16 protein-coding genes are annotated in these 13,602 nt (G+C 63.6%); 6 read left to right on the forward strand and 10 right to left on the reverse strand.

Features of this window, described 5'->3' with window-relative positions:
- Positions 1 to 80: 80 nt before the first annotated feature.
- Positions 81 to 941: a DUF2189 domain-containing protein gene (locus tag AB4037_RS07450; protein ID WP_434958465.1), complete on the forward strand. Its 861-nt coding sequence runs from the start codon at positions 81 to 83 to the stop codon at positions 939 to 941.
- A 69-nt stretch (positions 942 to 1,010) separates the two neighbouring features.
- On the opposite strand, the gene AB4037_RS07455 is transcribed toward AB4037_RS07450, so the two are convergent.
- The 9 genes from AB4037_RS07455 to AB4037_RS07495 all read right to left on the reverse strand — a co-directional run bounded on the left by AB4037_RS07455 (position 1,011) and on the right by AB4037_RS07495 (position 8,334).
- Entirely contained in the window at positions 1,011 to 1,793 is a 783-nt protein-coding gene (locus AB4037_RS07455) for an anti-sigma factor family protein (RefSeq protein ID WP_441771062.1), read from the reverse strand.
- Positions 1,794 to 1,795: 2 nt separating this feature from the next.
- Positions 1,796 to 2,470, reverse strand: coding sequence for a sigma-70 family RNA polymerase sigma factor (locus tag AB4037_RS07460; protein WP_441771193.1), 675 nt, complete (start codon positions 2,468 to 2,470; stop codon positions 1,796 to 1,798).
- A gap of 35 nt (positions 2,471 to 2,505) precedes the next feature.
- A complete protein-coding gene (locus AB4037_RS07465; RefSeq protein WP_441771063.1) occupies positions 2,506 to 2,799 on the reverse strand; it encodes a hypothetical protein in 294 nt (97 codons plus the stop codon).
- A gap of 153 nt (positions 2,800 to 2,952) precedes the next feature.
- Positions 2,953 to 3,384 carry a type II toxin-antitoxin system VapC family toxin gene (locus tag AB4037_RS07470; RefSeq protein ID WP_441771064.1) on the reverse strand — a complete coding sequence of 144 codons (432 nt, stop codon included), beginning with the start codon at positions 3,382 to 3,384 and terminating at the stop codon, positions 2,953 to 2,955.
- Entirely contained in the window at positions 3,381 to 3,641 is a 261-nt protein-coding gene (locus tag AB4037_RS07475) for an antitoxin (protein WP_441771065.1), read from the reverse strand. Before AB4037_RS07475 ends, AB4037_RS07470 begins: the two co-directional genes overlap by 4 nt.
- 55 nt (positions 3,642 to 3,696) lie before the next feature.
- A complete protein-coding gene (locus AB4037_RS07480) occupies positions 3,697 to 4,401 on the reverse strand; it encodes an ABC transporter ATP-binding protein (RefSeq protein ID WP_441771066.1) in 705 nt (234 codons plus the stop codon).
- The gene (locus AB4037_RS07485; protein ID WP_441771067.1) at positions 4,398 to 5,186 is read right to left on the reverse strand and encodes an ABC transporter ATP-binding protein; all 789 of its coding nucleotides are present in this window, start codon (positions 5,184 to 5,186) and stop codon (positions 4,398 to 4,400) included. The genes AB4037_RS07480 and AB4037_RS07485 overlap by 4 nt, the downstream gene beginning before the upstream one ends.
- Entirely contained in the window at positions 5,183 to 7,024 is a 1,842-nt protein-coding gene (locus AB4037_RS07490; RefSeq protein WP_441771068.1) for an ABC transporter permease, read from the reverse strand. The genes AB4037_RS07485 and AB4037_RS07490 overlap by 4 nt, the downstream gene beginning before the upstream one ends.
- 104 nt (positions 7,025 to 7,128) lie before the next feature.
- A complete protein-coding gene (locus tag AB4037_RS07495) occupies positions 7,129 to 8,334 on the reverse strand; it encodes an ABC transporter substrate-binding protein (RefSeq protein WP_434958456.1) in 1,206 nt (401 codons plus the stop codon).
- A gap of 313 nt (positions 8,335 to 8,647) precedes the next feature.
- On the opposite strand from AB4037_RS07495, the gene AB4037_RS07500 reads away from it, so the two are divergent.
- Positions 8,648 to 9,751 carry a hypothetical protein gene (locus AB4037_RS07500; protein WP_441771069.1) on the forward strand — a complete coding sequence of 368 codons (1,104 nt, stop codon included), beginning with the start codon at positions 8,648 to 8,650 and terminating at the stop codon, positions 9,749 to 9,751.
- 9 nt (positions 9,752 to 9,760) lie between these two features.
- Here AB4037_RS07500 and AB4037_RS07505 read toward each other — a convergent pair whose 3' ends face one another.
- The gene (locus AB4037_RS07505; protein WP_434958454.1) at positions 9,761 to 10,564 is read right to left on the reverse strand and encodes a helix-turn-helix domain-containing protein; all 804 of its coding nucleotides are present in this window, start codon (positions 10,562 to 10,564) and stop codon (positions 9,761 to 9,763) included.
- A 716-nt stretch (positions 10,565 to 11,280) separates the two neighbouring features.
- Between AB4037_RS07505 and AB4037_RS07510 the strand changes: the two genes are divergently transcribed.
- Genes AB4037_RS07510 through AB4037_RS07525 form a run of 4 tightly spaced genes read left to right on the forward strand, consistent with a single transcriptional unit; the run spans position 11,281 to position 13,596 of the window.
- Positions 11,281 to 11,574: a hypothetical protein gene (locus tag AB4037_RS07510; protein WP_434958453.1), complete on the forward strand. Its 294-nt coding sequence runs from the start codon at positions 11,281 to 11,283 to the stop codon at positions 11,572 to 11,574.
- A gap of 9 nt (positions 11,575 to 11,583) precedes the next feature.
- Positions 11,584 to 11,982: a hypothetical protein gene (locus AB4037_RS07515; RefSeq protein WP_434958452.1), complete on the forward strand. Its 399-nt coding sequence runs from the start codon at positions 11,584 to 11,586 to the stop codon at positions 11,980 to 11,982.
- Positions 11,983 to 11,992: 10 nt separating this feature from the next.
- Positions 11,993 to 12,175, forward strand: a complete 183-nt coding sequence (locus tag AB4037_RS07520; protein ID WP_434958451.1) for a hypothetical protein — start codon at positions 11,993 to 11,995, stop codon at positions 12,173 to 12,175.
- Complete coding sequence (locus AB4037_RS07525) at positions 12,172 to 13,596, forward strand: APC family permease (protein WP_434958450.1); 1,425 nt, start codon at positions 12,172 to 12,174, stop codon at positions 13,594 to 13,596. Before AB4037_RS07520 ends, AB4037_RS07525 begins: the two co-directional genes overlap by 4 nt.
- Positions 13,597 to 13,602: the final 6 nt, after the last annotated feature.

Consider the following 13,602-nt stretch of genomic DNA (forward strand, 5'->3'; position numbering starts at 1 on the left):
GTTGTTCCCGCGTCGATATCCCCGTTCGACGCTTCCCACTTCGGTTGCGGCCTCTCGAAATTCCTTTCGGGAGTAGGACCATGACGATCAGAAATCCCATCGAATGGGGTATCGATGCTGTCCGCGGCGCCGCCAATGGCGTGGGCGCTCTCGGCACCACCCTGCATCGCCCCGCCGCCCAGTTCGAGACCTCGACGCCCGTCGTCCGCCAGATCGGTTTTGCCGATCTGCGCGAGGTCCTGATCAAGGGCTTCCAGGATTTCGGCGCTTATCGCACCGACGTCATCTTCATCGGCCTGATCTATCCGCTGGCCGGCCTGGTACTGGCTCAGTTCGCCTTCGGCAACGGCATGCTGCCAATGCTCTTCCCGCTGGTATCGGGCTTTGCCCTGGTCGGCCCGGTTGCCGCGATCGGGCTCTACGAAATGAGCCGCCGCCGCGAGCAGGGTCTCGAGGCCACCTGGGCGCATACGCTCGACGTGGCGCGATCGCCCAATTTCGGTGCCATCCTTGGGCTCAGCCTGATCCTGGCCGTGATCTTCGCGCTCTGGCTCGGTGTCGCCGCGCTGATCTATCGCTATACGCTCGGCCCGGCCCTGCCGGTCTCGGTTTCCGCCTTCGTCTCGGATGTCTTCACCACCGGCGCCGGCTGGGCGATGATCGTGCTCGGCGTGGGAGCCGGCTTCCTGTTCGCCCTGGTGGTCCTGGCGATCAGTGTGGTGTCCTTTCCCATGCTGCTCGACCGCAAGGTGCGGATCGGCACCGCGGTCAGGACATCGGTGGATGTGGTGCGCGCCAATCCCGGCCCGATGCTGGCCTGGGGTTTCATCGTCGCCTGCGCCCTGGTGCTCGGCTCGCTACCCGCACTGCTCGGCCTGATCGTCGCCATGCCGGTGCTGGGACATGCGACCTGGCATCTCTACCGCCGCGCGGTAGGATAGCAGGCTCCAGATATGCTCATGCCCGGGCTTGACCCGGGCATCCAGCGTTGGTGGGCCGAAGTACAGCCCTCATTTCGGTGAGGCCTCGACGAAATCCTGCTGGAATTGCTTCAACTCCGCTTGGTTCAGATCGGAGACCGCCCAGAAATTCAGCCCTGCCTGGGTCCAGTTCAGAAGGCTATAGCCCTCGCGCTCGCTGGCTGGGGCAGGGGCGCCCGTGTCAGGCCAGATGAAGAGATTGATAACATGGCCGCTGCGCCGATAGATCAGCGCGGCGACCACCCGGCCATTGAGATAGTCCACACGCCCGCCGACCAGCGGAAAGCCCTGAGTCTTGAGATCCATCACCGGCGGCGAGAAATCGATCTTGCCGTTGAACCAGGGCTTGACGGTGTGCTGGTCGGAGGTGGCGACGTCGGTCAGGTGGTTGGCGAGCAAGGAATGGACATGGCTGGAAATCAGCTCGTCTTCCAGTGACGGGCCCGGTTGCGGCCGCATCGTCACGAACAGCGCGCAGGCGGCCAGGACGGCCAGCGAAGGCAGTAGGCTCCAGCGCGTGAAACGGTCGACAAACAGGCGCCAGTCGAGGCCGGCGAGGGTGGAAGTCCGGGGAGCACCGGCTTCGCGGCGCAGGGCCGCGGCCACTCGGCCATGCAAGGTTGCGGAGGCCGGCCAGCGCACGCCATCTTGGGTGATCATTGCCCGGATCGCCTCGATTTCGGCAAGTCGCGCGTTGCAGTCGGGGCAGCCGGTGAGATGGTCCTCCACCCGCATGGCGTTGGCAGCGTCGAGTTCGCCATCGGCATAGAGCTGTAGCAGCTTGTCCCAGTCCTGGTGGGATGTTTCTGGCATGCTCATGCCTCCTCCCCCAGACCCGCCTGCCGGCTTTTCCACGCCGCGGCGAACAAAGCCCGCGCGCGGGCAAGCCGCGACATCACCGTGCCCATGGGGGCCACTATGGTGTCCGCGATCTCCCGATAGGACAGATCCTCCATTTCGCGCAGGACCAGGATCTCGCGAAAGACTTCGGGCAGGCCGTCGAGAACCTCGCGGATCTCACCCGCTTCGGCGCCCTGCAGCAAGGTGGCTTCCGGGCTCGCCTCGTCATGCGGCAGGTCGGTGCGTTCTTCCCCGCCTTCGCCATCATCGAGCGGTTCGGTATGGATGCTGCGCTGGCGCGCCTGCCACCAGGAGCGATGGCAATTGCGCACGATGGTCAGCAGCCAGGCGCGCGCGCTGCCACCGCGATAGTCGGCAAAGCCGCGAAAGGCGCGCAGGAAAGCCTCCTGCACGATGTCCTCGGCGATGTCGGCATCACGGCAGAGATAACGTGCCAGATTATGCGCAGCGTCGAGATGGGGCAGTATCACGGCCTGGAACCGGGCGAGCGTTTCGGCATTCCCGGCCGCCCGGGCGGAAGGTTGCCCGGTTGCGGCCATGGCCCAGGCGCCATGCCACCATGCAGCCAGCCGCCGGATCGATGGCAGCAGCCATGGCGTGTCGGGATTCGTGCCGGCATGCGCCGTCATCGCCACTCGTCCTTCCCGCCCCAACCCTAGTTCGATCAATGCGTAGCCCACCGCATCGCGACTTTGCCGGTCATCGGCGTGGGCCGGGAACAGGAATAGCTGAAATCCCGGGCCTGCGCGAAGGCGAAGTTGTCTGCGGTTGCTTGGAGAGGGCAGCGGGCGCCGACCAAGGCGGGTAGGGACAGCAGGGCGAATTGCAGGGCGAGGCGCGCCAAGGCATGGCGGTAGAGGCGGGCGGCCGGAGGCAATCCAAACAGGTTCGCGCGGCGGCGACGGCCGGCACCGTCTCCATCTCCATCTGGAGAAGGTGTTTTGTGGGAATGGATCATCTCTCGCTCCGGATGCTGAAAGGGGCTGCCGGCAGCCCATGCCGATCCAGATCACGGCGATCGGGGTTTTATTCCCGAGCGTTCAACTTTTTTCCGATGTAGCTTGTGAGCGAGGGGAGCGCGGACCTGAAGGATGACAGGCGGGCTTGCGCCTCAGGATTCGTGAAAGCCCGTTGGCGACGGCAGCGTCCAGTCTTCCAGGCTGAGCTTTGGAATCCGGCTGAATTCGCCCACATTATTCGACACCAGAGTCAGCGATCGGGCGATAGCTTGCCCGGCTATCAGCAGGTCATAGGGTCCGATCGGCGTTCCAGCCGCCGCCAGAGCGGCCCTGATATCACCGGCTTCGCGGGCATCGCCGTCATCGAGGTCGAGAACCTCGAAATCGCGCTTGATCAAGCGGATGACCTCGAGATTGCGGTCGATCTTCTGGCTGCGATAGGCGCCGTAATAGAGTTCATGTAGGACAATGGTGGAAAGGGCGATCTCACCCGGCCTGCAGGCCAGTATGCGATCGAGCAATACGCGTGAACGCTGGTTCTTGAGAGCAATAATCGCGTTGGTGTCGATGAGGTAGCGGATCATTCGAAGAACTCGTCGAGCCCGGGCCGATCCGGCGTCGCTGGCTCTTCGCGGCCGTCAGCCAGAAAGTCGTTGCTGAAACCGAGTTCGAGAGCCGCCCGCAGGGAGGCCCAGTTCTGGGCGGGGTCGGCACGGGGGCGCAGGATGAGAGCATCGCCTTCCCGGATGACCTCGACCTCGTCGACCTGGAAGCGGAATTCCTTTGGCAGGCGGACGGCCTGGGAATTCCCGGAGCGAAAAACCTTGGCGTAGTGTGGCATCGACAATCCCAATGGGCGTATATACGAGTTTGTATATACGCCCATTTCGGCGAGGCTACAACGCCAGATACTCCGTCTGCACGGCACTGTCGGCTTCCAGTGCCGCCATCGTACCGGAATAACGGATCACGCCGCTCTCGATGACATAGGCGCGATCGGCGATCAGGCGGGCGAAATGCAGGTTCTGCTCGGAGAGCAGGATCGACAGCCCCTCTTGCTTGAGAAGCAGGATGGCACGCGCCATGTCCTCGACGATCTTGGGCGCGAGGCCTTCGGAGGGCTCGTCCAGCAGCAGGATGGCGGGATTGCCCATCAAGGTGCGGGCGATGGTGAGCATCTGCTGCTCGCCGCCGCTCATCCGCCCGCCCAGCCGGCCCGGCATGGCGGCGAGATTGGGAAAGAGTTCGTAGAGGCGTTCCGGCGTCCAGGGTTTCAGGCCCTGGCGAGGCGGTCGGCGGCCCACCTCCAGATTCTCGGCGACCGTCAGGTCGGTGAAGATGCGGCGATCCTCCGGTACATAGCCGATGCCAAGGCGGGCGATCTCGTAGACGGGTAGGCGGATGATGTCGGCGCCGTCGAGGCGGATGGCGCCGCGCCGGTCGGCGACCAGCCCGATGATCGAGCGGAAGGTGGTGGATTTGCCGGCGCCGTTGCGGCCGAGCAAGGCCACGACCTCGCCCTGTCCGATCTCGAGGCTGACCTGGTGCAGGATATGGGCGGGGCCATAGAAACTGTCGAGGTCGGCGATCTCCAGCTTCATCGGGCCTGTTCCTCCGCATGAGTCCCGGCGGGCGCGAAGACCGTGCCATCGCCAAGGTAGACGGCGCGCACTTGCGGGTCGTTGCGCACGGTCTCGGCGTCGCCCGCGGCGATCAGGCGGCCGCGATCGAGCACCAGGAGCCTGTCGGCATGCTCGAACACCACGTCCATGTCGTGCTCGGTGAACAGGATGCCGATGCCGTGCCCACGGGCGATGCCCGCTGCCAGGGCCATCATGGCGATGCGCGCACCAGGCGCCATGCCGGCCGTCGGTTCATCCATCAGGAGAAGGCGCGGCTCGTTGGAAAGAGCCACGGCCAGTTCCAGCCGCTTGAGATCGCCATAGGCGAGTTCGGCACAGGGATGATCGGCCAGGGCGCCGATGCCGACGAGATCGAGCAGGGCCTGGGCCTCTGCTCGCTTGTAGCGGTCGAGGCGGGAAAAGCGCCGCCAAATGATGCCGTCATGGCTCGCCAGGGCGACCTGAAGGTTCTCGATCACGCGCATGGAGGCGAAGGTGGCGGTGATCTGGAAGGTGCGCCCGACACCGAGGCGGGAAATTGCGGCGGGCCGCATCCCGGCCGTCTCACGGCCGAACAGGCGGATGGAGCCGCGGTCGGGCTTGATCTGGCCGTGGACCATGTTGAAGCAGGTGCTCTTGCCGGCGCCGTTGGGGCCGATCAGCGCCACCATTTCGCCCGCCGCGACGGTGAGCGAAACGTCCTTCACCGCTTCGACCCCGCCATAGGTCTTGGCGAGCCCCCGGACCTCCAGCAGCGCCGTCATGGCCGATTCTCCTTGGTGGGCAGGAGATCGCGCAGGCCCGCCAGACCACGCGGCAGCAGCACCACGACGGCGACGATGAACAGGCCGATGGCGAGCTTGGAATAGTCGGTTGCGCTCATCAGCCAGATCGACAGGGTCTTGAACACGCCGGCACCGAGCACGGCGCCGGAGACGCTGCCCATGCCGCCAAGCAGCACCATCACCAGCCCGTCCACCGAGGTGGTGACGCCGAACGCGTCGGGAAACACGCTGCCTTTCAAGAAGGCGAACAGGGCGCCGGAAACACCGGCCAGCAGGCCGGCCAGCACGAAGGCGGCCCATTGCACCGGCGCCTTGGCAATGCCGACCGCTTCGGCACGCAGGTCGGAATCGCGCACGGCCCGCAGCATGAAGCCGAAAGGCGCGAAGGTCGCGAGCCTGAGCAGGCCGACACCCAGCATGGCCAGAACCAATGTCAACTCGTAGAAGGCCCAGGACTTCGACGCCCATGTTGCCGGCCACACGCTCAAGATGCCATTGTCGCCGCCGGTGAAATCGACCCATTGCGAGGCAATCGACCAGCAGATCTGCGCAAAGGCGAGGCTGAGCATGGCGAGATAGACGCCAGAGAGCCGGACCGCGAAGCCTGCGAAGAGCACCGCCCCCGCCAGCGCCAGCAGGGGCGCGACCAGAAGCACAGCTTCCATCGGCCAACCCAGCATCGTCGTCAGCAAAGCGGCGCCATAGCTGCCCAGGCCAAAAAATGCGGCATGGCCGAAGGAGACGAGGCCGCCCACCGAGACCAGGAACTGCAGGCTGGCCGCGAAAAGCACGAAGATCAGGATCTCGCTGCCGACCGACAGCACATAGGGGCTGGCGCCGAGCGGAAGCAGGGCCGCCAGGGCAATGGCGGCTGCCGCGACCAGCCGTCCGGAAATGCGCATGGGCTGCCAGGGCTGTGTCGTGAGGCCTGGAGCGGTGCGCTGCGGGCTTGTCGGCTTGCCGAACAGCCCCCAGGGCCTGACCACCAGCACCACCGCCATCACCAGGAAGATCAGCACGATGGAGATCTTGGGGAAGGCAAGGATGCCGAAAGCGTTGAGCTCGGAGATCAGGATGGCGGCGACGAGTGCTCCCACGATGGAGCCGAGCCCGCCGGTGACCACGATGATGAAGGCCTCGACGATGATGGCGAGGTCCATCTGGTGGGTCACGGCATCGCGTGGGATCTGCAGGGCCCCGCCGAGCGCGGCGAGGCCGACACCGAGCATGAATAGGCCGGTGAACAGCCATTTCTGGTTGACGCCGAGAGCGGCGACCATGTCGCGATCCTGCGTGGCGGCACGCACCAGGATGCCCCAACGGGTGCGGTTGAGCAGCAGCCAGATCAGGCCGAGCACCAGCGGCGACATGGCGATGAGGAAAAGGTCATAGCTGGGAATGGCCTTCCCGGCGATCTCGACCGCGCCCTTCAATCCCGGCGCGCGCGGCCCGAGCAGGTCGTCGGCACCGAAGACGATCACAACGAGGTCCTGCACCACCAGCGTGACACCGAAGGTGGCGAGCAGCTGGAACAGTTCCGGCGCCCGGTAGATCCTTCTCAGCAGCGTCATCTCCAGCAACCCGCCCAGGACGGCCACGATTACCACGGCAGCCGGCAGAGCAAGCCAGAAGCCGAGCGGGCCGGACCAGGCGTTGGCGAGCGTGCAGGCGATATAGGCGCCCAGCATGTAGAAGGCACCATGGGCGAAATTGACGATGCGGGTGACGCCGAAGATCAGCGACAGGCCCGACGCGACCAGGAACAGGGAAGCGGCCCCGGCCAGGCCGCTCAGGAATTGGGCGATGATGGTTCCCACGAAGACCTCGGATCAGGGGGTTCTCGACCTGTCACCTGGAGCGCAATTCGCCTCCCCCTGCTTCGTGGAGGAGGCATATCGCGCCCTTCTCGGCTTGGTCTTCCTTACTGGGCCGGCCGCATGCCCTTCACCGTGGCGTCATCCGGCAGATAGTCCTTGCCGTCGCGATAGACGAAATCAGTCATCACGCCATTGCCGTCCTGCACGGCCGTCTTGCCGACGAAGGCGCCCATGGTCGATTGATGGTCGATGGCGCGGAAGCTGATCGGGCCGAACGGGGTATCCAGCGGCAGGCCTTCCGCCGCCTTGATCAAGGCCTCCGTCTCCGTCGAGCCGGCCTTGGCGAGGATGGCAGCGGCGGCCCTCATGGTGACGTAGCCGACGATCGAGCCGAGGCGGGGATAGTCGTTGTATTTGGCCTGATAGGCCTTCAGGAAAGCCTCATGCGCCGGTGTCTTCACGGCGTTCCATGGGTAGCCGGTGACGATCCAGCCCGTCGGCGCTTCGTCCTTGAGGGGAGCGAGATATTCCGGCTCGCCGGTGAGGAAGCTCACCACCGCCCGGTCCTTGAACAAGCCGCGGGTCGAGCCCTCGCGCACGAACTTCACCAGGTCTCCGCCGAAGGTGACATTGAGAATGGCATCCGGCTTGGTGGCGATCAGCGCTTCCACCACGGGGCCGGCATCGATCTTGCCCTGTGTCGGCCATTGCTCGCCTACCCATTTCACGTCGGGGCGCTTGGCACTGAGGATCTGCTTGAACACGGTCACGGCCGACTGGCCATATTCGTAATTGGGCGCCACAGTGGCCCAGTTCTTCGCCGGCAGCTTGGCGGCTTCCTCCGCCAGCATCGCCGCCTGCATGTAGTTGGAGGGACGCAGGCGGAAGGTCTGGGCATTGCCCTTCGACCAGGTGATGGCGTCCGTCAGCGGCTCGGCCGCCAGGAACATCACGTTCTTCTGCTTGGCGAAGTCCGAGACGGCCAAGCCGACATTGGAGAAGAAGGTGCCCATCAGCATGACCGCGCCGTCGCTCGACGTGAGCTCGTTGGCGGCGGTGATGGCGCTGGCCGGCTTGCCGCCATCGTCCTTGGAGATCACTTCGAGCGGCTTGCCGTTGATGCCGCCGGCGGCGTTGATCTCCTCCAGCGCGAGCTGCCAGCCCTTGCGGTAGGGCTCGGTGAAGGCGGGCAGGCCGGAATAGGAATTGATCTCGCCGATCTTGATGCTGTCGGCCGCTAGGGAAGGAAGGGCGGTGAACAAGGTCACGGCAACGGTGCCGGCGAGGGCCAGTCGAGACAAGATCCGCATTCAGGGTCTCCGCTCTGGATGTTGGAGGCTTTATGATTCTTGAACTGTGTCGGCTCGCGTCCTCGCGGTCCAGCGTCATGGCTGCTGGGAGAGGGCGCAAACCGCCGCAGGCAGGCTGAAAAGGCGGAAAATCGTTCGTATACAAATGAGTTTCGGCTGTGAAGGTCGCCGTTGTCAAGTCGAATGCTCGGGCAGCTTGTGGCGGGCGCCTTGTCGAGGATGGGGCACTGGAGCAGGATACGACCATGGGCTGGAAGGGGCTGGCATGGTTGCGCTAGGTGGCAGACGATTATGGTTTCGCCTGACATTGCTGGTGTTGCTTCTGGCGCTATGCAGGCTGGGTAACGCCATCTCGCTTCCGGGATTGAGCCAGGAGGCGATGGAGTCGCTATTCGGCCCCTTCAGCCATGGAATGCTGAAGCAGATTTCCATCTTTGCTCTCGGCCTCAATCCGCTCTTCGCGGTGCTGGCCTATCTGGAGATGGCAAAACTGCTGTTTCCAGGGCTGGCGCGATGGCAGAGGGCATCTGCCGACAACATGTTCAAGCTGAACGATTATGCGCGTCTCGTTGCCGTCGTGATCGCCGTCTTTCAGGCCTATGGCGTGGCGGTGGGGTTGCAACAGGGAGCCAATCTCGTCGCCGAAGCACAAGGCGGTTTCGTCCTGGCGACGATCGCAACCTTGCTCGGAGGCTGTGTCCTGCTGTGGTGGCTCGTCGATCGCATCACCTTGCTGGGACTTGGCAACGGTTTCTGGCTGGTCTGGGCGGCCGGTATCGTTTCAAGCTTCCCGAAGAATGCGGCGCAGCTGGTGGACCTGACGCAGACCGGCTGGGTGGGGACTGATATCTGGTTGATCTTGGCCGGCTTCCTGTTGGCCATATGCCTTGCAGCCGTCATCGTGAACTTGCTGCTTGTCGATCAGACCTATCTCGATGTCGGACCTCAGGCGGCCTCGAACCACGAGGCGATCCTATCCGCCAGGACGGCGAGCCTGGCACTGATCTGGCCGCCGCTGCTTGCCAATATCGTTCTGGGCTATGTCATGTCACTGTTTCTGGCGTTGGGCCCATCGGTCGATACAGCCTATGCGTGGCTGGGCTATGGACGCCCGGTTCGCCTGTTTTTGCTCGCCGTACTGCTTCCACTCTTTTGCTTTGCCTACATGCGAACTTGGCTTCGTGATGGCGCACAGGCTGGTTTGGTGACACGCTCCAGACTTGTTTTCGGGATGCTTTGCGCGCTTCAGATCACCAGTTGCCTGGGAGGGGAATGGCTCGAGCGCCACCTGAAATTGCCTTTCAGCCTTCACGGTGCCTCGCTCATTCTCTGCATCACGGTGGCGATGAGCTTCTTGCGTGGCCTGCCGCTCGGTTCCTTCCTTGATGCACCAAAGACGGCTGCGGGTCGCGGATAGCGAGGCGCCCTACACCTCATCCTTCGCATAGGAGATGATCGACAGGAAGCGGATCGGCAATTGCCGCATCTCGTCCGGGCCGTGCGGGGCATCGGCGTCGAAGAACAGGCTGTCGCCGGGCGTGAGGTGGTAGAGCTTGTCGGCGTGACGGTAGATCACCTCGCCTTCCAGCATGTAGATGAACTCCAGGCCGGAATGCTGGAACAGCGGGAAGACGTCGGATTCTTCCGTCAGCGTGATGACATAGGGTTCGACCACCACGCGGCCGGTATTGCCGGCATTGTGGCCGAGCAGGCGGTATTGATGGCCGGCGCGCGTGCCTCGCCGCTCGATAAGCAGGCCTTCGCCCGCCTTGACGAACACGGCTTCGCGGCGTTCCTCGAAGCGGCGGAAGAAGGCGGTCACCGGCACGCCGAGCGCGCGCGACAGGGTCTGCAGCGTGGTGAGCGACGGCGAGGTCACGCCGTTCTCGATCTTGGAGAGCATGCCGAGCGACAGGCCCGTCGCGGCGGCGAGGTCGGCGACCGTAATGCCGAGCTTGTTGCGGAAAGAGCGAACCTCGCGCCCGATCGCCACTTCCAGGATATTGTCGCGCGCGCCGCCGAGTGCATGCGGATCCTGGCCGGGAAAGGCGGAGGCAGGCGGCAGCTCGCGGGTGGGGAAGGCATCGGAGAACAGGCCCTCGCCGTCACCCGGATCGATCGGATCGGCATAACGGGGACCCAATGTCGGGGCAATGACCGTCTGGTCTCCACGCCCGGCGGCGTGCGTCGGCACTGTCCTGACAGCCGGCGTAACCACCCGCTTCGTCATGCTCGCTCCTTTCACGTCCCTGCGGAGAGGGGCTGGCGCTTGGCATGCCCCCTTCGCTCATTCCCATTCGCCTCGCAGCCCGTAGTTCTAGACTTCGAGCACTCGGCCGGCGGCAGAAAAAACACGTTCTCCCCCAAGGAGAGACGAGTTGTTCCGGCTCGTATGAAGGCAACCCAGTGGCGGCTGCCCAGCTGTATCGCCGCCAAGTCACTGGCTGCATTGGGCTGACGCTTGAAAAATACCGTGCGGCCCACCGAGCGACAAGCTGGATGCCGCCCGTTATCCCGCCAATATGGCGAGCATAGGTCGGGATTCCAGACAAAGAGCTACGATTTTTGAAGCCGGGGATGCGCGAGGCGGCATTTCTGCCCCGCGGTGGCGGTCCTGCCTGCGATCGCGCGAGCACCATTGGCGAATCGCCCGCCCGCTCCCGGCGCGGTCTGCGCTCGCGCAAACTGCAGTGGACCCTCATGCCCGCCTCCTGCTCCCAGCGATCTTGCGGCGGGTCTTCCTGAAGTGCAAGAAATTTTCCGAGCATTAAACGACTGCAAAAATGGCCTGAATCAGCCAAAAAGTGTCGTGAATGCGAAGTTTTTTGTCAGACAAGCGCTTGACAGCGGCCGCGCAACGGGCGCAGACTTTCCTGGTATAAAAACAAATTGCCTCTCAGTAACAAAAGCGAACCCGCAAGAGGCTGTAATCGGGAGGAAATATCTATGACACCGGGATCGGAAGATCCGCGGATCGAGGTGATGTATCGCCGCGACCGCGCCTGGGCCTTCGCCGCCGTCGGCGTTCTCTGGCTCATCCTCTTATTCGTCTTTTTCAAGATCATGCCCGACACCGGTTCGACAGGCGTCACCGTCGCCTTGCTCGTCGCCGGCAGCCTCGTGCTGCTGTTCAACACAGCTGCAATCGCCGCGCTGGTGCGTCACTACCACGAGGACAAGCAGCATCTCTACGGGCTCGACCTCCACTACATCGACGAAATGAAGAAGAACAAGCGGTGAGGACCTGACATGGCCAAAGCCCCCTCTGCCAAGACCCCCTATCAGCCGCCCGAGCAATCGGCGTTCGGCCAGATCATCGATTCACTCGTCCTCCTCGTCCTGGTGGTCGCCAGCCTGTTCGCGCCCATCTTTTTCGGCCTCGCAGGTGGCGGCAAGATGGATATCGCCTTCGCCGACAAGAGTTGGACCGGCATGGGCCAATCGTCGCTCGCCCAGTCGCTCTGGGAGAAGCTCGGCTTCACCGCCGAGACGGCGGCGCCGATCATCGCCTCGCGTTTCGACTATTCCTTCTCGCTGCCGGCCTTCCTGCTCACCGCGGCGATCATCGTGATCTATTTCGGCTTCCTGATCTATTTCTCGGACAAGGAATACCGGGACGTGATCGCCGAACGCTTTGACGACAAGTGAGGGCGGCACCATGAATGCATTCCAACTTCTCGAATATGCCGCCTGGGCGATCTCGATCCTGATCGGCGCCTGGTTGCTTTACGATCTCATCAAGACCAATGCCGCCTATTCCGAGGACATGTTGATGTCTTCCCGCGAAGGCGAAATCGAAGATGAACTGATCATCGACCCAACGCACAGGGGCGCCCAATGAGTGAGATCACCTCCAATGCGACGGGGGCGCAGGCGCACGTCCAGCACACCGTCATCCATGGCGAGAAGATCTCGCTGTTGCGTGTGCTCGGCCCCGCCCATGTCTGGGCGCTCGGGGTCGGCATCGTGCTGGTCGGCGAGTTCATGGGCTGGAACTTCGCCGTCGGCAAGGGCGGTGCCCTCGCGGCGCTGATCGCTTGCTGGACGGCGGGGCTGCTCTATACCTGCGTCGCCATGATCGATTCCGAAGTGACCTCGACGGTTGCCGCGGCCGGTGGCCAATATGCGCAGGCCAAGCATATCGTCGGGCCGCTGATGGCCTTCAATGTCGGCCTCTTCCTGGTAATGGCCTATACCATGCTGGAAGCGGCCAATGCGATCACGGCCGGCTATCTGATCCAGACAGTCGGCGGCATGGCGGGCTTCGAAGGGGTGCATGACAAGCCCTTCATCGTGCTGACCATCATGGGCCTCGCCTTGCTGAACTATCGCGGCGTCTATGCCACGCTCACCTTCAACCTGGTGATCACGGCCATCGCCTTTCTTGCCATCGTCTTCCTGTTCATCGGCGCCAAGCCCTGGTCGGAAGACCTGCTCAAGCCCGGAGAATTGCTGTCTGGCTTGCCGTATGGTTGGCTCGGCGTGGTTGCTTCGCTGCATTTCGGCCTGTGGTTCTATCTGGGCATCGAAGGCACCTGCCAGGCGGCTGAAGAGGTGCGCTCTCCCGCACGCTCGCTGCCGCTCGGCACCATGCTCGGCATGATCACCCTTTTGATCGCCGCCGCCATGACCTGGTATGTCTGCGTCAGCCTGATGCCTTGGGAATATCTCGGCCAGGCCACCACGCCGCTGTTCGACGCGGCCCGCATGACCGGCTCGACTGGGCTGATGGTCCTGCTCTTCGTCGGCACAATCTTCGCCACGCTGGCCTCGGCCAATGGCTGCATTAACGACGCCTCGCGCGCCTGGTTCTCCATGGGGCGCGACCGCTACATGCCGGCCTGGTTCGGCGCGGTACATCCCAAATACCGCACGCCCTTCCGGTCGATCTTCTTCCTGGTGCCGATCGCCCTGATCTTCGCCCTGGGAGCGCCGCTCGACCAGGTGGTGACCTTCTCGATCCTGTCGGGCCTGCTCGGCTATTCCTTCATGACCTTCAACATCACGATGTTCCGCTCGAAATGGCCGATCGGCACCATCAAGCGTGGCTATGTGCATCCCATGCATCCGCTGCCGGCGATCGTGCTGTTCGTGCTGTGCTCGACCGCCTATTTCGCGGTGTTCCTGGGCTACGGCACCCAGCTCATTGCCATGATGGTGTTCTATATCGTGGTCTCGATGTGGTTCGCCTTCCACCGCTATAAATTCGTGCGGCGGGGCGACCAGTTCACCATGCCCTGGCCCAAGCCCAGGGGATATTGAGGCGAT

This window comes from Labrys sp. KB_33_2, assembly GCF_052114505.1.
Lineage (GTDB): Bacteria > Pseudomonadota > Alphaproteobacteria > Rhizobiales > Labraceae > Labrys.